This is a genomic window from Streptosporangium sp. NPDC006930 (assembly GCF_040635605.1).
In the GTDB taxonomy this organism is placed as follows: domain Bacteria; phylum Actinomycetota; class Actinomycetes; order Streptosporangiales; family Streptosporangiaceae; genus Streptosporangium.
Genome location: NZ_JBEYID010000003.1, coordinates 166,251 through 183,428, shown reverse-complemented (window position 1 = coordinate 183,428; position 17,178 = coordinate 166,251). Strand labels below are relative to the sequence as shown.

Sequence of the window (17,178 nt, the reverse complement as noted above, 5' to 3'; positions counted from 1 at the left end):
TCGCCCGGCCCGGCGGCCCTCGAATCCCTCAGTCCTGGTCGGGGATCTCCAGGCGGGAGATCGTCTGCGGGCAGGAAACGGTGCTGAGCACCGGTCGCTGGGCCAGCAGGTCCCTCGCCTCGCGGCGGGCCAGGTTCCAGCCGTTCCACGAATCGGGTCCGGCGAGGTCGTTGGCCGCGACCACATCCCGCAGGACGCAACTGCGGGACGGCTCGGGCAGCCGGTCCAGGGCGGGCACGGCCTCCGCGCCGAGGTCGCCCAGGTATTCGAGGTCGACCCGCTCCACGCCCCGTACGGCGATCTGGGTCTCCGCGACCCGCAGGTCGGGGTTCCACACCGCGAACGCCAGCAGCGAGGCGCTCGTCATCAGCACCAGGGTTCTGGGCATCCAGCGCGCGTGCCCGCGCCCGGTGAGCCGGGCCGCGCCCGCGGCGAGGACCAGCGCGAAGACCCCGCCCAGCCACAGCACCGTCGCCGACACCGAGGCCCGCAGCCGGGAGAGCCCGTAGGCGTCCGCGTACAGGTCCAGGCGGTGCAGCGCGGAGAACAGGATCACCAGGGTGAGCACGCAGAGCACGCCGAGCAGTCCGGCCATCAGCCAGCGGTCGGAGCCCTTGAGATCCAGCGTCCCCGAGGCGACCGCGACGATGGCGAGTACGAACACGCTGACGACGACGAGCTGGAAGAACCCGGAACGCGCGTACTCCGCGTAGGTCAGCCCGGTGGCGGAGACCACCCACCGGGTGGAGCCGAACAGCACGGTGAGCTGCATCCCCACGAACGTGGCGAACAGCAGGTTGAGCGCCGTCAGCGGGGTCACCCAGAGACCGCGACCGACCGTGACCTTCAGGTCGGGAGCCTTCGGCTCGGCCACGGGTCGCAGCCCGACCAGCACGGCGGAGGCGACCACGCACGCGAAGACGACGAAGAGGAAGATACGCAGCGGTAGCGACTCCGCCCACTCCTGCGCGCTGAACACCCGCTCGACGGCCTCGGCGAAGACCGCGTCCGCCGAGACGAACAGCGCCCCGAACACCGCCAGCAGCACGACGGTCAGCCCACCCCCCAGCAGCAGGGGCATCACCCGGCGACGGGACGCGAGGCCCTTCAGCCTCGCCCCGAGGAACCACGGCACCGGCAGCAGGCCCAGGATCACCGACGCGCCGCCCCTGATCACCCCCAGCCAGCCGCGCCCGGCCCCCGACAGAGCGAGCGCGGCCGTCAGGAACCCGGCCAGCAGCAGGATGCCGACCAGCCAGTCCGCGTCCCTGAACATCACCGTCGCGACCAGCCCGTAGGCGATCGCCCCCATCCCCGCCGACCACGGGGTGATCCTCCTGCGCACCGCGGGGATCGTCGCCGCCCCCATCGCCGCGGACACCAGCACGAGCCCCAGCCCGGCCCTGCTGTACGGCACCGCGACCGCGGCGAGCAGTCCGACGGCGGCGGACACCGGCAGCACCCACCGGGGGGTGTCCGGCAGCTCGGGGCGGGGGAAGACCGGCGGCGCCTTGTACCCTCCAGGAGCCCCGGGGCCGTTGTAGCCTCCGGGCGCCCCGGGACCGCTCCCCCCGCCCGGCCGGGAGACCGCCGACGGACCCGTCGGTGACCCCGTCGGTGAGCCTGTCGGTGAGCCTGTCGCCCCTTCCCCGACTCCCGTCGCCCGCGCCTCGCCTTCCCGCCGGGGAGCTCCCGGGCCCGCTGCGCGTCGTGCGGTGGGCCTCCGCTCCTCAGGCCGGGGCGGGAGCGGTTCGACGGAGGCCAGGAAATCGGTGGTGGGGGTGGTGGCGCCGATGACCGTGCCGACGAACGCGCCGATGGCGAAGAGGACGGATCCGGCGAAAGCGGCCAGCAGGGCGTCGAGGGTCGCGAGGGCGATGCCCACGATCACCCCGCACACCAACCCCGCGATACCGCCGAGGAAGACCCCGGAGAACGCTCCCGGCCAGTTCCGCATCACGACCGGCCTCTGACGCGCGCTCTCGTCCCTGGCGAGCACGGGTCGTGGAGGGTACGGCTGCGGGGAGGGTCGTACGGGAGGAGGCGGGGCGACGGCTCCGAGGTCAAGGGCGGCAGGCGCCGGCCCCGACCCCGACCTTGGTCCCGGCCCCGACTCCGACTCCGACCCCGGTCCCGACTTCGACCCCGGTCCCGGAGAAGCGGGCACCTGTCCGGCCGCGACCGTCTCAGGGACTTCGGGCGTACGACCGCTCTCCACCGGTTCGACCGGCTCCCTGGATTCGACGGCCACGGAACCCTGATCGGCCCCGGACGCCCGACCGGCTTCCACCGGTTCGTCGGACACGACAGTCGCGGCGACCCCGGTGACCCCGGTGACCTCGGTGACCTCGACGGTCTCGCGGCGTCCGGACGACGGACCCGCCACGAGTGGGACGGACGACGTGGAGGCCACGAGCGACACCGACGGCGTACCGGCCACGGACGGAAGCGGCGGCGTGGAGGTCTCGGACAGGACCGACGGCGTACCGGCCGCGAGCGGGACCGGTGGCGCGGAGGCTGCGAGACCCGCGGGTTCTGCGGGCTCCGTGGGAGCCTCGCTCGAAGGCTCCTCGCCCCGGGCGGCGTCCTCCCCCGAGGGGATGGAGTCCTTGGCGGGGAGGGACGGGGGGTTCATCTCGATCCTTTCCGGAAGGTCGGCCACGATGTGGCAACCGACACCGTCGTCTACGTGGATGGAGCCGCCGTGGAGTTCGACGATCTCCTTGGTGATGGCCAGGCCCAGCCCGGCGCCGCCGTCGTCGGCGGCCCGGCCCGCGTCCAGGCGGGAGAAGCGCTCGAACGCCCGTGCCCGGTCCTCGACCGCGATCCCCGGTCCCTGGTCGCTCACTCTCAGCCGGACCCCCTCTCCCCTGGCCGTGGCCGCCAGCACCACCGCCCCGCCCGCGGGGCTGTGGCGCACCGCGTTGTCCAGCAGGTTGGCGAGGACCTGTGCGAGCAGGTCGGGATCGGCGCGCAGGCTCAGGCCCTCGGGGACCTCGCAGCGCGCCACCACCCCCTCCCGCGCGAGTACGGCCTCCCGCAGGGCCTGCTCGCACAGCGGACGCAGCTCGACGTCCTCGCGCTCGATGAGCCGTGCCCCGGACTCCAGGCGGGACAGGTCGAGCAGTTGCGCGACCAGGCGGCCCAGCCGCTCGGTCTGGGCGAGCGCGGTGCCGAGGGTGACGGGATCGGGCTCTGAGACCCCGTCGACCACGTTCTCCAGCACCGCACGGAGCGCGGTGATCGGCGTACGGAGCTCGTGGCTGACGTTCGCCACCAGCTCACGCCGCTGCCGGTCCACCTCCCCCAGGTCGGCGGCCATCGCGTTGAAGGCACGGGCGAGCTCGCCGACCTCGTCACGGGAGGACGCGGTGACCCGCAGGCCGTACCGGCCCTTCGCGATGGTCTGCGCGGCGGCGGCCATCTCGCGCAGCGGCTTGGTCATGCCCCGCCCGAGCAGCTGCACCATGATCAGCGCGAACACCACGGCCACCGCGACGCGCACGTCGCGCGAGTAGCCGGCGTTGATGCCGACCTCGTTGACGACGAACGCCGTCACCACGGCCAGCAGGATCACCATTCCGAGCTTTACCTTGATCCGGCCCAGGAAGTCGAGAGGTCTCAATGGTCGGCGCGTCCCGGTGTTGGAGTGGAAGGGCACATGAGTGTCTGAGTGACGGAGAGGGCGATCGGTTCTCCTCCGGGCGCGAGCACCGTTTCCAAGGCGCGCGGAAACCGCCGTTCTGGCCGTACACGAGCGTGGGTCCGTGGCACCGCGGAGATGCGCGGTCGCGGCCGGGCGCCCCTGTCGGACCGTGAACGGCCATCGGCGTGCCGGGACGACCGTTCACGGTTTGACGAGGGCGTAGCCGACGCCGTGGACGGTACGGACGACTCCGGGGCCGAGCTTGCGGCGCAGGGCCCGCACGTGGCTGTCGACCGTACGGGTGGCCGCGGCCTCGGAGAAGCCCCAGATGTCGGCCAGCAGCCGTTCCCGCTCGAAGACCTGGCCGGGGCGCTCGGCGAGGCGGCACAGCAGGTCGAACTCGGTCCTGGTCAGCTGGGCTTCGGCGCCCCGCACGTAGACGCGGCGCTCGGCGGTGTCGATCTCGACGTCGGCGAGGCGGATGACCGTGTCGGCCACGGCCAGCTGGGAGGCCCGCTCGACCCGGCGCAGCAGGGCGTGCACCCGGGCGACCAGCTCGCGCATGCTGAACGGCTTGGCCATGTAGTCGTCGGCCCCGACCCCGAGCCCCACGAGAAGGTCGGTCTCCTCTCCCAGCGCGGTGAGCATGAGCACCGGTACCGGCCTCGCGGCCTGCATCCTCCTGCACACCTCCAGCCCGTCGAGGCCGGGCAGCAGCCGGTCGAGCACCACCACGTCGGGTCCCGTCTTCGCGTAGGCGGCGAGTGCGGTCTGCCCGTCCCCGACGACCTGCACGTCAAAGCCCTCGGCGGCCAGCCTGTGGCGTACGGCCCGCGCGATCGTCTCGTCGTCTTCGACCACGAGGACACGGCGTTGCTGAGGGATTGCCATGCTCGGCAGCGTAGACCTGAGCCGTGCAGAAGACCTGTGGTGAATTGTGAAGGTTCTGCGCACCCGGCGACCGGCCGACCCGCCGGCGGGGCCCCGCGTACGAGGCCCCACCGGCGGGTGCGGCGCCCCCCGAACGGATCCGCAGGGCCTTCCGCGCGTGCGAAGACCCCGCGGATCCGGAGGGAGGCCGGAATCAGGCGAGGATCAGGCGACGGCCGGTGATCCGGTAGCCGATCCTGGCGAACGAGGCCGCCATGGGCGCGTTGCCCACATCGGTGTTGTCCTTCACCTCGGACTCACCCTCCGCGACGAAAATGTGCAGCGCCTCGGTGACCAGGTCGTCCGCGTAACCGCGGCCTCGGTGGACCGGGTCGACCCCGAGGTAGCCGATCGTGGCGTTCCTGGAGTTGCGCGTCGCCATCACGATGCCGACGAGCTCTCCCGACGCGTCGCGGGCGAGCCGCCACCTCCGGCGCCCTCCCGGCATGTCGGCGACCTCGGCCACGGTCCTCTCGGCCGTCGCCCTCGCACCCCGCTCGGCGAGGTTGCGCCGGTCCCAGTCGTCGAGGCTGCCCTCGGCGACACGGGCCAGCAGGTTCACCACCACCTCGTCGTCGTCGGCAGGGGCGAAGGTGAGCCGGGCCGACCTGGGCGGCAGACCGTACTCGGGGAGCCAGCGCAGGTTGAGCCGCTCGACGGACCGCCGCAGCCCGGCCTTCTCCGCGGCGGCGATCCGGTCGGAGGCGTCCGCGAACGCGTCGGGGCGCTCGTGCCAGTCGGCGGGCAGGAAGAGGTGGTAGTCGGGTCGCGCCCCGGACGGTGTGGCGTACCCGGGCGTGACCAGGGCCGCGTACGCGGCTCGCAGCAGGGCCGCTCCCACCTCGATCCGGCGCGGGCCGGAGCCGGGGTCGAACCAGTCGAGGCTGTAGGGATGTTCGGAGCCCGGCGGACCCCAGAAGGCGGCTCTGGCGACCACCTCGTCGCCCCGCAGCGCGACCCAGACCCATCCGGGCCGGTAGTCGAGCTCCTCGAAGGGCAGGTGGCGGGCGCCGACGCCGGAGGCCGGGAGCGGGCCGTAGCGGTGGAACAGGTCGAACTCGCCCGCTTCTAGCGGACGGAACCGCAGATCGGAGAGGTCGGAGGTGGACAGATCGGACAGATACGGCTCGGACAAGCGAAACTCCAGAAAGCAGGTGCGCTTCCCGGTCTCAGGCGGCCTGTCGCCCGGGGCGGGAGCGCGTGACCGAAACGGCGAACATGTGCTCCTCACCTCCTCACACTCGCGGGGACGGTCAGGCTACCGGCGTACCCGGCGCGGCCTCAACCGGATAATCCGGGCGCGCACCGTTCATTCCAGAGAAAGCGCATGTCCGAGGCTAGGTACGCGCCCACCTGGGCGTTAACGTGACAGGGTGATCGATGTCACCGCGTACCTCCGCAGGATCGGCGTGAAGGTCGACGGACCTCCAAGCGTGGAGTCACTGCACCTGCTGCACCGGGCACACATCGAGCGCGTGCCGTACGAGTGCATGGAGATCTGGCTGGGCCGTCCGACGACCGTCGACCCGGTGGAATCGGCGGCGCGGATCGTCCGGGGCCGTGGCGGCTACTGCTACCACCTGAACGGGGCCTTCTCCGAGTTGCTGAAGGCGCTCGGCTACCGGGTGACCCGGCATCGCGGCGGGGTGCAGGGCCGCGCCCAGGGCCCGGCGAACGTGGACGGCGGCCACCTCGTGCTCACGGTCTCCGGACTGCCGACCCCGGGCAATCCTCAAGGAGAGTGGCTCGTCGACCAGGGCCTGGGCGACGCGCTCCACGACCCGCTCCCGCTCGTCGAGGGCACGTACCGGCAGGGTCCCTTCACCTACGGCCTGCGTCCCTCCGAGGTGGAGCCCGGCGGGTGGCGGTTCGACCACGACCCGCGCGGCGACTTCCTCGGCATGGACTTTTGCGGCGCGCCCGCCGAGATGCGGGAGTTCGCCGCGATGCACGAGTTTCTCTCCACCTCGCCCGATTCGGGTTTCGTCCGCGTGGCCACGATCCAGCGGCGCGACGCGGGCGGCGTCGACGTCATGCGAGGGCTGATCCTGAGTCGTCGCGGCGACCGCGAGCACTCCCTGACCGCGCGGACCGAACGCGACTACTTCCAGATCCTCGCCGACGTCTTCGGCCTGCACCTGCCCGACGTCACCCCGCTGGAACGCGCCAAGCTCTGGCAGCAGCTGTGGACCGCCCACGAGAAGTGGTCCGACTCCCGCTGACTTCCGGCCCCGGCCCGGCTCTCAACCCGGCTCAGTTCAGCTCCCGGCTCCGACCCGGCCCAGCTCTCAACCCGGCCCGGTTCAGCTCTCGACTCGGCCCGACTCCGACCGGCTCGAAACTCCCGTACTCCCCGGTCGCGGCCCTTCGCCGCCCGTCACCGGTGACTGCTTCGGCTCCGTTTGAGGATCTTTCCCGGGGGGTTGCGGAGCAGCGTCTCGACGATCTCCAGGCGTTCGGAGAACTTGCGAGCAGTCCCCCTGCTTCCCGTTTCACCGCGCCCCAGGGGCATCATGAGGATGCTCGTAACACTACGAGAACAGAAGCCACGGGGCGATGGATGGGGCGGAATCATTGTTCATTGGTTCATGTGCCACTAAGTGACTATGTTGCTGTCCGCGATGGGATAAGCGAACGGGGTGAACGGGATCGACACTCGAGTGCTGGCGGGCCGTTACCGGCTGCTGAACCCTCTCGCCGAGGGCGGGGCGGGCACGGTCTGGCTCGCCACCGACGAGACGCTGGGCCGCGACGTGGCGGTGAAGGAGGTACGACTCCCGCCTGACCTCGATCCCGCCAGGCGACAGGAGATCTTCGCCTCGGCGCTCCGCGAGGCGAACCTCGCCGCCCGGCTCAAGCACCCCTCGATCGTGACCGTCCACGACGTGATCATCGATCGGGATCAGCCCTGGCTCGTCATGGAGTTGCTGTCGGGCGCCTCCCTGGAGCAGACCGTCCACGACCGGAGCCCGCTGCCCGCGCACCAGGTGGCGAGGATCGGCGTGGGCATCCTCAGCGCGCTCGGTGCCGCCCACACCGCCGGGGTGGTCCACCACGACGTCAAACCCGGCAACGTCTTCCTCACCAGGACCGGCAAGGCCGTCCTCACCGACTTCGGGTTCGCGGTCGCCGACGGCGAGGCCACCTCGGGCCGGACCGGCCACCTGGTCGGCTCACCCAACTACATCGCGCCGGAACGGCTGCGCGGCGAGCGCGGCGGTCCCGCCTCCGACCTGTGGTCCCTCGGCGCCACGCTCTACTTCGCCGTCGAGGGAGTGCCGCCGCACCCTGCGGAGAGCCCCATCGCGGCGATCGGCCGGGTACTCACCGAGCCGCCGAGGCCGCCGGAGCGCGCGGGCGAGCTGGGCGCGCTGCTGAAGCGCATGCTCGACCCGGTTCCCGAGACCCGGCCGTCCTTCGAGTCCGTCGCCCGCTCGCTGGGAGAGCTGGCCGCCGGTCGTACGGCGACCGGGACACCGGCCGCGCCGCCCGTCCCCCCGCCGTCTCCCGCCCCCGTCTCCGTACTGCCGCCCAAGCCGCGCCTGAGCCGTACGGCGCGGTGGGCCGCCGTCGAGACGGCCGGGATCGCGGTGGTCGTCGCGGTCACCTTCGGGGTGACGTTCCTGCTCACCTCGAACCCCACGGCCGCCGAGAAGAGGGTCAGGCTCAGCGAGAGTCCCGGCGCCTTCGCCACGCCGGTGGACGTATGCGCGCTCGTCCCCGGCTCCGTGGCCAGGCAACTGCTGCCCGCGCTGGCGGGCGAGGGCAAGCCGACCAACGACGGTGGCTGCCAGTGGGCCACCAGCGGCATGGGGCTGGAGGTGCGTCTCTCCGGCGCCGACCAGTGGGGCAAGAGCCCGCGGCAGGCCCACGAGCTGTTCGTGAACCGGCGCCATGAGGTCATACCGAGCGGGGAGAACGCCTGGAGCTGGCCGGAGATCCAGGCCGGTATCCGCTCCTCCCGCAGTACGGCGCCGATGGCGGTGGAACCCGTCGGGGACGAGGCGTTCGGTTACGACGTCTACGAGAATCGCAAGACAGGCAGGCTGGAGCAGAGCTACGTGGTCGTACGCGTGGACAACCTCGTCCTCGACGTCGGTTACACCGTGGTCGACGGCAGCAAGGACGGCCCGGCGATCCAGGCGGGCGCTCACACCACCGCGACATGGGTCGCGAACGCCTTGAACAAGCAGAAAGCGAGCGGATGAACCATCCAGACGTCCCTCGATCGCAGGGCAGGCACGCGGGTGCGCACGCCGCTCCCACCGCGCCGGGGCCCGGGATCGCCGGAGCCGAGGGCTCGCCGATGCTTGAACAGAGTTCACTGGAACAGGTGATCGCCCGGTTCGGGCCGATGTCCCCGCAGCAGGCCGCGGTGGTCGGGGTGGCCGTGCTGGACCAGCTCGCGGTGTCGCACCGGCAGGGCATGCTCCACGGCGACGTACGGCCGGGTTCGGTGCTGCTCGGCCCTTACGAGCAGATCGTCCTCGCCGCGCCGTCCCTGCCGTCCCCGCTCTTCACCTCCCCCGAGGGGGTGACCAGCCCCGCCGCCGACCTGTGGTCACTCGGCGCGACCCTCTACACCGCCGTCGAGGGCCGCCCGCCGTCGCCCGGCGGTTCCCTGGACAACGCGGGCCCGATCGCGCCCGTCCTGTTCCACCTGCTCGCGGCCGATCCCTCCCAGCGGCCCGACCCGATCACCCTGCGCGGCGCCCTGATCGAGGTCTCCCAGTACCGTCCAGGACCTCCGGCCACGCCGCCTCCCACCGGCGCGCTCCCTTCGACCTCGGGAGGTTTCGTCGGGGGAACCTCGGAGCCGGGAGCCTCCAGCCCCACTTCCTCTTCCGTTTCCTCCCCTTCCATCCCTTTCCCCCCCTCCGCTGTCGCGGCGACGGCGGCCTTCGGGCAGACCCCCCCTCCGGGCCCCGGCGCTCCCGGGGCCCCGGGAGCGGCCACCACGACAGGGCCGCAGAGGTACGAGGCGACCGCGCCCCTCGGAGGTCCCGGGGTCGCGGGCAGGCAGGAGGACGAGGCCGCCCCGTCCCGCCCGGGAGAGGAGACCGCGCCCTTCAGGAAGACCCTCACCGAGCAGATGTCCGACATCACGGCGAAGCTCCCCCAGCAGGACGTCCCCGTCCCCCCGCAGGTCGCGCTCTCCTCATCTCCGGGCACGCCGATCGCCTGGCAGAACCAGCCCTCGCCGCAGCAGCGGACCGCCCCCGGTCTCCCCCCGCAGGGACAGCCCCACCAGGGCACACCCCAGCAGGGACAGCCTCGCCCCGGCGCGCCCTTCCCTACCGGTCCCACACAGTCCCACCAGAGCCCGCAGGACGCCCCCACCTCGCGCGAGCCGGCCCCCCTTCCCGTTCCCACGCCACCGGGCGCGTCCGCGGAGCCTCCCGAGCGGACGACGGGGGTGCTCGTACCCCGGCCCGTCGTCGCGCTCACCGGCGCGCTGCTCTTCGGCATGGCGGTCACCATCGGCGTCCTCCTCACCTCGATCGTCACGAACGCCGACGACACCGTCGCCGCCGAACCGTCGGGCGCCAAGGGTCGCTTCGCCACGGCTCCCCGGGCCTGCGGCCTGCTCGACGACGACCAGGTGAGCCAGGTCGTGCCGGGATTCAAGAGCTCGGAGGTCGAGCACTCCGTCTGCAACTGGCTCAACCAGCACGACTGGCGCAAGCCCAACGTCGAGAAGTACGACCTGCGGGTCCGGTTGATCGCCCAGAAGCAGGACGGTTCCGAGGTCATGAGGGCGAGGGAGTATCTGGCGGGCAAGAAGAAGGATCTCGTCGACAAGGGCCAGTTCACCACCCCCAAGCCCCTCCCGCCCAAGGACCTGCGGGGCGTCGGCGAGGAGGCGTTCACCTCGGGCACGTACAACTCCATCAACCTGTACAACGGCTCCTACAAGGCGACCGTGGTCTTCCGGGTCAGCAACCTGATCGCCGAGGTCGACTACGAGCGGGGCGGCGTCAAGGAGGACCCCGACGGCAAGATCGCCGAAGGCGCGCTGCGGGTGGCCCGCTGGCTCAACGACTCCCTGAAAACCGATGACTGATCGGATGGCGGGCCCGCTGCCGATACTGGCGGGTCGCTACCGGGCCGTGGAGAAGCTCGGCGCGGGCGGGATGGGCGTCGTGTGGCGGGCCCGCGACGAGCTGCTCCACCGCGAGGTCGCGATCAAGGAGGTCAAGCTCGGCCCGCACCTGCCCGAGGCGCAACGCGTCGAGGCGCGGGAACGCACCCTGCGCGAGGCGCGTGCCGCCGCCCGGCTGGGACACCCGTCCATCGTGGCCGTACACGACGTCGTCGCGCAGGACGGCCGCCCGTGGATCGTGATGGACCTGGTCAAAGGCCGTTCGCTGGAACAGGCGATCCAGGCCGAGGGACCGCTCCCGCCCCGGAGGGTGGCCGTGATCGGCCTGGCCGTGCTGGACGCGCTCGCCCTCGCGCACAGCCGGGGCATCGTGCACCGCGACGTGAAACCGGCGAACATCATGCTCGCCGTGGACGGCGGGGTGCTGCTCACCGACTTCGGCATCGCCGTCCTGGAGGGGGACGTCCAGCTCACCTCCCCGGACGCGCTGATCGGCTCCCCCGGCTACATGGCCCCCGAGCGGCTGCGCGGCACCGACGACGGCCCGGCCACCGACCTGTGGTCCCTCGCGGCGACCCTGTACACGGCCGTCGAGGGCCGGAGTCCCTTCCGTCGCGACACCCCGGCCGCGACCATCGGCGCGATCCTCACCCAGGAGGTACCACCGCCCCGCAGGGCGGGGGATCTGACTCCGGTGCTCATGGCGGCCCTGAGCAAGGATCCCCGGCTGCGCCCGGGAGAGGCAGGACTGCGCACGGCCCTGCGGCAGATCTCCCAGGGGCTGCCCCCGCGGCCACTCTCCCCGGTCTCCCCGGTCTCCCCCGGCCCGGCCGTCTCGCCCCTCTCCACGCAGGAGACCGTGCCGGGAAGGCGGGTGGCCAAGCCTCGCCGTACCGCCCTGATCACCGGGGTCGCACTCGCCGCGGTGGCGCTCGCCACGACCGGGGCGGTGGTCCTGATGACGTCGAACGACTCTGAAGCGCCCGCGACCCCGTCGCCCACGGCCGGCGCCGGGCGGTTCGCCACCGTGCCCGACGCCTGCTCGCTGCTGGCGGACGCCCAGAGCCAGGCCGTGGTGCCCGGCGCGACCCCCGAGCCCGCGACGACCACATCGGCGGAAGAGGGGTCCTCCTGCGGCTGGGGCGGGCCGTCGGAAGCGCGCTGGTTGCGGGTCTCACTCACCCGCAAGGCCCCCGTGAACGCGAAGGCCGCCCCGGAGGTGGCCCACGAGTTCTTCGTCTCCGAACGCACCAGGACCATCGCCGACAGGGGGGAAGGCCCCTTCGGCACGACCGGTGCCGTCAGGAAGGCCGATCGGGTGGGCGCGGAGGCCTTCGCCTTCGACGTGACCGCGCTGGACCGGGTCCACTCCACGGTTCGTTTCCGGATCAGCAACCTGCTGATCGAGGTCGACGTGTCACAGAAGGGCGAGCGTCCGAACGCCGAGCTGCGCGGGCGGGCCCTTCGCGCCGCCCGCCAGGTCGCCGAGAAGCTGAACAACCTTGACTGAGCGCCCCCGTCCCGCGTTTCCCCCGGCGGCCCCTGGGCGATCGGCGCGGTTCGACGTCACCGCTCTCGGCAGACCCGCACAATCCGGCACCACCGCACCCGAGAGACCGGCACGGCTCAGCGCCGCCACATCCGAGAGACCCGCACGGCTCGACACCATCGCACCCGAGGAACCGGTATGAGCGACCCGAACCTGCTGGCCGGTCGCTATCGGTTGCTGGAGCGCCACGACCGGACAGGGACCACCTGGCGTTCCCGCGACGAACTGCTCCAGCGCGACGTCACGGTCACCGGGATGGCGCTCCCGCCGCCCGGCCCGCAGCGCGACGGGCTCCTCGCCAGGATCCGCGCCGCGGCGGACCTCAGACACCCGAACGTCATCGCCCTGCACGACGTCGTCTCCTTCCCCGACCAGGTCTGGCTGATCCTGGAGTCGGTCGAGGGCCGCTCGGTGCTGCAGACCGTCCGGGCCGAGGGGCCGCTCACCTCCGCACGGACGGCCGAGGTCGGGTTGCGCGTACTGGACGCGCAGACCGCCGCCCACGAGCGCGGCGTTCACCTTCTGGCAGGCCCGGAGAGCGTGCTTCTCACCCCTGACGGCAGGGTCGTGGTCACCGGCTTCGCCATGTTCGACGCCACCGACGAGCTGCGCGACCTGGGCGCCGTCCTGTTCACCGCCGTCGAGGGGCAGGCGCCGGACACCGGCCCCCGCCCGGCGGACGGCACCGCTCCGGCCTCTCCTCTGGGAGACATCGGTGAATCCGGCCCCGCCTCGGGAGGCACCGGCGCGGCGACTTCCGGCCCGCTCGCCCCGCTGTTGGAGAGTCTGCTCGCGGCCGACCCCGCCCACCGCCCGGACGCCGACACCGCCCGCACGATCCTGCGGGGGCTCACCCCCGGTCCCGCCGGATCACGCCGCACCCGCCTGCTCGTCGTGGCCGCCGCACTGGTCCTCCTGGCCGGTGGCGGTACGGCGTTCTGGCTCTGGTCCCGTCCCGCGTCCCAGCCGACGAACACGGCTCCGGCGCCACTGCCCACCTTCTTCGCGAAGGCTCCTGACCCGTGCTCCCTGATCTCGGAGGAACAGGCGGGCCGCCTCTACCTCGCGCCCTCTCCGTCGAGAGAGAAGACGACGTGCAAGTGGCAGGCGGCTGACGCGACCGCGCCCGGCAGTCTCAGGAACACGCTGGAGATCACGGTCGTCCGCGAATCGAAGGCGGCGCTCGCGCACGCGAAATACCTTCGCCTCCACGCACAGGACGCGAAGGACACACGGGCCGTGAGCGCTCCCGCCGATGTTCCGGGGCTCGGTGACGAGGCCTACGCCTACCAGATCAGCAACGGCCATTCGAGCGTCAACTCGGTGATCGTCATCCGTGCGGGAAACATCGTGACGGCCCTGCAGTATCACCGGTTCACCGTTCCGGACACCGATGGCAGGGGCAGTGCCGGAGCCCTCCAGGCGGCCCGCTGGACGGTCGACTCACTCCGCGTCCGGGAGACGCCCCCAGAACGGCCGCCCTCCGGGTAGCGAATCCCCGATCGCCGCCCCTCCGGTCGCGACCCCCCAGTGTCGTCATCGGAATGGTGAGCCCCGGACCGCCGTCACTCGGGGAGGATGAAGCGGACCTCGCGTCGCTGGAGCGGTCGGCCGCACGCCCTGCACAGCAGGACCGGCTGGAAGGTGGCGCCACAGAACGCGTGGGTGATCGACAGGGCCGAGCCCTCGGGGGCGGGGAACTCGCGCTGGGCCCAGTCGACGAGGAAGGCGAAGACCTCGAAGAAGGCGAGTCCCTTGTCCGTGAGCCGGTACGAGCCGTCGGGCCGGGCGTCGAAGACGCGCAGTTCGACGAAGCGGCGCAGCCGGTCGGTGAGCACCGAGGGCGCGATGCCGAGACCGGCCTGGAAGTCGACGAACCGGCGGATGCCGAGGAACGCCCCGGCCAGGACACTGGTGCTCCACCGGTCGCCGAGGATCTCCATCGACGTCGTGTAGTAGCCGATCAGGTCGATCGGGGTGTCGGAGCGGACCGTGCGGCGGTGCCGCCGCGGCGTGCCGATCCGGGAGAACGTGGCGAGCGGGCCGGGCTCGGTCCGGGTGTCGCGGGCACTCATCGGCCGCAGGCAGGAACCGCACCCGAGGTGCGGCTTGGCGTCCTGGCCGCACTGCTCGTGCAGCAGTGGCGGGCGCCGTTTCGGCTCGACCCAGTCTCGCTCCCACGCCTGGATCGCCACCAGCAGGGTCCACAACCGGAGCCCGCGCTCCGTCAGCCGATACTCGTAGCGGGTGCGACCGCTGCGGTACGCCGACAGCTCGAAGATGCCGTGGTCGACCAGTTCCCTGAGCCTGGCGGCGAGAACCGACTCGGAGATGCCCAGCGCGTCGTGCCAGCCGGCGAAGGTCCGGATCCGCAGCAGGAACGCCCGCTGCAGGATCAGCAGCACCCACCGGTCTCCCAGGATCGCCAGTGCCTGTCCGATCGCACTGAGCTCGCCTCGTACAGGCTCACGCTCAGTGCCGTCCACAGCCTGTCCTCCACATGGTCGCGTGATTGTTCTCACCGCCGGCGAGCGTGGTCGCGCCCGTCCGGTCCTCACTCCTGCGGTGGTGCCCGTCGCCGAACCCGGCACCGGCGAGCATGATCATGTCGGTTTCCGGTGGAACATGTTCACTCTCGTTCCCGGCGAAACCGCCAAACTACCAACCCGGCGCCGCCCGGACAGCCCGGTATGCCCTCCTGTCACACCCGTGGCAGGGAGCTGCCATCACAGGAAAATCGCGATATATCTCGGCTGGAACCACGGCGATGGGTTCACACGTTGGACGGGCGACGCACAATGAACTACAGACGGGGCGTCCGCCCCGCGTTCGGAGGATGTTGAGGATGTCGCCCGTCCAGAAGTACGCGATCGGCGCCGGAGCAGTGGTGTTCCTGTCGTGGCTGTTCCTGCCAGGTTTCCTGACGCTGCTGATCCTCCTGGGCGTCGTCGCCGCCCCGGTCGTCGGCTATCTGATGCTCGACCCGTCTCAGCGCGAGCGTCTCAAGCGTTCGCGTCGCCGGGGGCTCGGCCGCTGACGCGGCGACGCCCCCGCACGGCCCGGCCTCGCGATCCCGTTCCCGAGCCGGGCCGTTCAGACCCGCCTCCGGGCCGGACCGTTCAGGCGCACCGCGTGAGCCCGTCTCCGAACCCGGCCCGGGCCGGGTAGCCCGCCTCCGGACCTGGCCCGGTCCCGGTCGGACGCACCGTGAGCCGCCTCCGAACCCGGCCCGGATCGGTCAGGCGGTAGCGGCGGCGGTCGCGAGCTCCGATTCCACCCGGCGGGTCACCCTGCGCTCGAACACGAACGAGAGCAGCGGCACGGTGCCCGCGAGCATCACCCCGAGGATGTACTGCCACGTCCAGCGCGCCTTCATGCCCAGGTTCATCGTGGCCACGAGATAGAGCATGTAGAGGAAGCCGTGGATCGGAGAGACGATCTTCGAGGGCTCCTCGATACCGAAGCCGTACCTGAGCACGATGCAGGTGACCAGGATGAGCAGCATCACGCCGACGATGTAGGCCAGGATGCGAAAGGGCTTGAGAGCGGATTCCACGGTCGGTTACCTCGGTCTTGGGGTTCGGTTCACGGGGCGGTACGGGCCGGCAGGGCGGATGTCTCCGGTTCTCCACCGGCGCCGCCCCCGTGGGCGGCCCCCGGACCGGGGACGATCCCGGCGTCGGAGGCGGAGTCGGGAACGGCACCGGATTCGGCGTCGGTGGCGGTGTCAGTGGCGGTGGCGTCGGCGTCGGCGTCGGCGGGAGTGGCGTCGCTCTTCCGCGTGCCGCCGCGCAGCGCGTCACGAACGAAATGCCACCACATGAAGACCGCGAAAAGCCCGAAGATCCACCACTGGGCGGCGTAGGCGAGGTTGCGCCAGGTGAGCCCGCCCGGCTCGGTCGGCGGAGGGGCGCTCACCGGCCTGGCCGCGACCGCGGGAGCCGGTGACTGGGCGGTGGCGATCACGAAACCGTCGCGCAGCTTCGTGCCCCGCCAGAGGTTGACCAGTTCGGCCGACGACACGGTCAGCACCTGCCCCGGCGGCAGCTGCCTGGTCCGGCGCTGGACGCTGTCGGTGGACTCCGAGGGCCGCAGGCGCCCGCTGAGGGTCACCCGCCCCTCGGCAGGGGCCGTGACGGCGGGATCTCCCGCCGTGGCCACCCAGCCGCGTACGACCGGGATGGAGGTGCCGTCGCCGAGGTCCAGCGGAGCCAGCAGCCACAGCCCTCCGTCGCGCTCGGCCACCAGGAGCTGTTTCGAGACGTCGAAGGTGCCCTCGGCGGTCACCTGGCGGCTGACCGCGTCGGCCGTCATGTGCTTCCCCGGCGCGGTGAGGGTGGCGACCGCCACGGGGGCGGGATCCCGCAGCGACTGAGGCATGCCGGAATCCTCGAAGACGCCGAGCTGCCACCTGCCCAGCAGCCCGCACACGACGAGGGCCCCGACCGCGAGCAGGTGGAGCACCACCACGCGGGCGGAGAACAGGATCCGGAGCATGACACCACGCTATCCGCCCCGGTCGGCGGTCCGGCCCTCGGCCCTTGGCCCTCGTCCCTGGCCAGGCAGCGGAATCCGTCTCGTGAAAGTGGACAAATCAGTGTTGGGAGGTATCCCGTATCGCTACAGTCATCTCCATGTCTGATCCTCAGCAGATTGACCCCGCGGGCAACACCCAGGCGTTCCGCGCGTTCGCCCAGCGTAAGGACCCCGAGGCCGCCCCCGAGAAGCGGTCGCTCGTCCTGCCGATCACGGCGGCGGTGGTGGTCGGAGTGCTGGTCGTCGTCGCCGTGGCCGCGTACCTGCTGCTCTGACGACCGGGGAGTCCGCAGCGCCGACGGCATCGCCCTCGGCGCTTTTCGCGTTCCCGAACGTCCCTGGACGTCCTTAGGCGTCCCGCCGACGCCCCTTCGGCGTCCCCGGCGGCGCGGCTGAGACCGCGCCGCCGGGTCC

The 17,178-nt window shown here is 71.9% G+C and carries 13 protein-coding genes; 7 read left to right on the top strand and 6 right to left on the bottom strand.

The window, feature by feature from the left end:
• Positions 1–28: 28 nt before the first annotated feature.
• The 3 genes from ABZ664_RS07220 to ABZ664_RS07210 form a co-directional block, all read right to left on the bottom strand.
• A complete protein-coding gene (locus ABZ664_RS07220; protein ID WP_362504330.1) occupies positions 29–3,625 on the bottom strand; it encodes a DUF4153 domain-containing protein in 3,597 nt (1,198 codons plus the stop codon).
• 222 nt (positions 3,626–3,847) lie between these two features.
• Complete coding sequence (locus ABZ664_RS07215) at positions 3,848–4,537, bottom strand: response regulator transcription factor (RefSeq protein ID WP_362504327.1); 690 nt, start codon at positions 4,535–4,537, stop codon at positions 3,848–3,850.
• Between the two features lie 193 nt (positions 4,538–4,730).
• Positions 4,731–5,711, bottom strand: a complete 981-nt coding sequence (locus ABZ664_RS07210) for a GNAT family N-acetyltransferase (RefSeq protein ID WP_362504324.1) — start codon at positions 5,709–5,711, stop codon at positions 4,731–4,733.
• Positions 5,712–5,949: 238 nt separating this feature from the next.
• Here ABZ664_RS07210 and ABZ664_RS07205 point away from each other — a divergent pair, with 238 nt between their 5' ends.
• The 5 genes from ABZ664_RS07205 to ABZ664_RS07185 all read left to right on the top strand — a co-directional run bounded on the left by ABZ664_RS07205 (position 5,950) and on the right by ABZ664_RS07185 (position 13,719).
• A complete protein-coding gene (locus ABZ664_RS07205; RefSeq protein WP_362504320.1) occupies positions 5,950–6,798 on the top strand; it encodes an arylamine N-acetyltransferase in 849 nt (282 codons plus the stop codon).
• Positions 6,799–7,215: 417 nt separating this feature from the next.
• Positions 7,216–8,784, top strand: a complete 1,569-nt coding sequence (locus ABZ664_RS07200) for a serine/threonine-protein kinase (RefSeq protein WP_362504317.1) — start codon at positions 7,216–7,218, stop codon at positions 8,782–8,784.
• Positions 8,781–10,640 carry a hypothetical protein gene (locus ABZ664_RS07195; protein ID WP_362504314.1) on the top strand — a complete coding sequence of 620 codons (1,860 nt, stop codon included), beginning with the start codon at positions 8,781–8,783 and terminating at the stop codon, positions 10,638–10,640. Before ABZ664_RS07200 ends, ABZ664_RS07195 begins: the two co-directional genes overlap by 4 nt.
• Positions 10,633–12,189: a serine/threonine-protein kinase gene (locus ABZ664_RS07190; protein ID WP_362504311.1), complete on the top strand. Its 1,557-nt coding sequence runs from the start codon at positions 10,633–10,635 to the stop codon at positions 12,187–12,189. The genes ABZ664_RS07195 and ABZ664_RS07190 overlap by 8 nt, the downstream gene beginning before the upstream one ends.
• A 177-nt stretch (positions 12,190–12,366) precedes the next feature.
• Positions 12,367–13,719 carry a hypothetical protein gene (locus ABZ664_RS07185; RefSeq protein WP_362504309.1) on the top strand — a complete coding sequence of 451 codons (1,353 nt, stop codon included), beginning with the start codon at positions 12,367–12,369 and terminating at the stop codon, positions 13,717–13,719.
• 74 nt (positions 13,720–13,793) lie between these two features.
• Here ABZ664_RS07185 and ABZ664_RS07180 read toward each other — a convergent pair whose 3' ends face one another.
• Positions 13,794–14,714, bottom strand: coding sequence for a helix-turn-helix domain-containing protein (locus ABZ664_RS07180; RefSeq protein ID WP_362504306.1), 921 nt, complete (start codon positions 14,712–14,714; stop codon positions 13,794–13,796).
• A gap of 359 nt (positions 14,715–15,073) precedes the next feature.
• On the opposite strand from ABZ664_RS07180, the gene ABZ664_RS07175 reads away from it, so the two are divergent.
• On the top strand, positions 15,074–15,265 hold the full coding sequence (locus tag ABZ664_RS07175) for a hypothetical protein (protein ID WP_350946588.1): 192 nt from the start codon (positions 15,074–15,076) through the stop codon (positions 15,263–15,265).
• 201 nt (positions 15,266–15,466) lie between these two features.
• On the opposite strand, the gene ABZ664_RS07170 is transcribed toward ABZ664_RS07175, so the two are convergent.
• Positions 15,467–15,784: a DUF3817 domain-containing protein gene (locus tag ABZ664_RS07170; protein ID WP_350946587.1), complete on the bottom strand. Its 318-nt coding sequence runs from the start codon at positions 15,782–15,784 to the stop codon at positions 15,467–15,469.
• 29 nt (positions 15,785–15,813) lie between these two features.
• On the bottom strand, positions 15,814–16,725 hold the full coding sequence (locus tag ABZ664_RS07165; RefSeq protein WP_362504302.1) for an SURF1 family protein: 912 nt from the start codon (positions 16,723–16,725) through the stop codon (positions 15,814–15,816).
• Positions 16,726–16,862: 137 nt separating this feature from the next.
• Between ABZ664_RS07165 and ABZ664_RS07160 the strand changes: the two genes are divergently transcribed.
• On the top strand, positions 16,863–17,039 hold the full coding sequence (locus tag ABZ664_RS07160; RefSeq protein WP_350946585.1) for a hypothetical protein: 177 nt from the start codon (positions 16,863–16,865) through the stop codon (positions 17,037–17,039).
• Positions 17,040–17,178 lie beyond the last annotated feature (139 nt).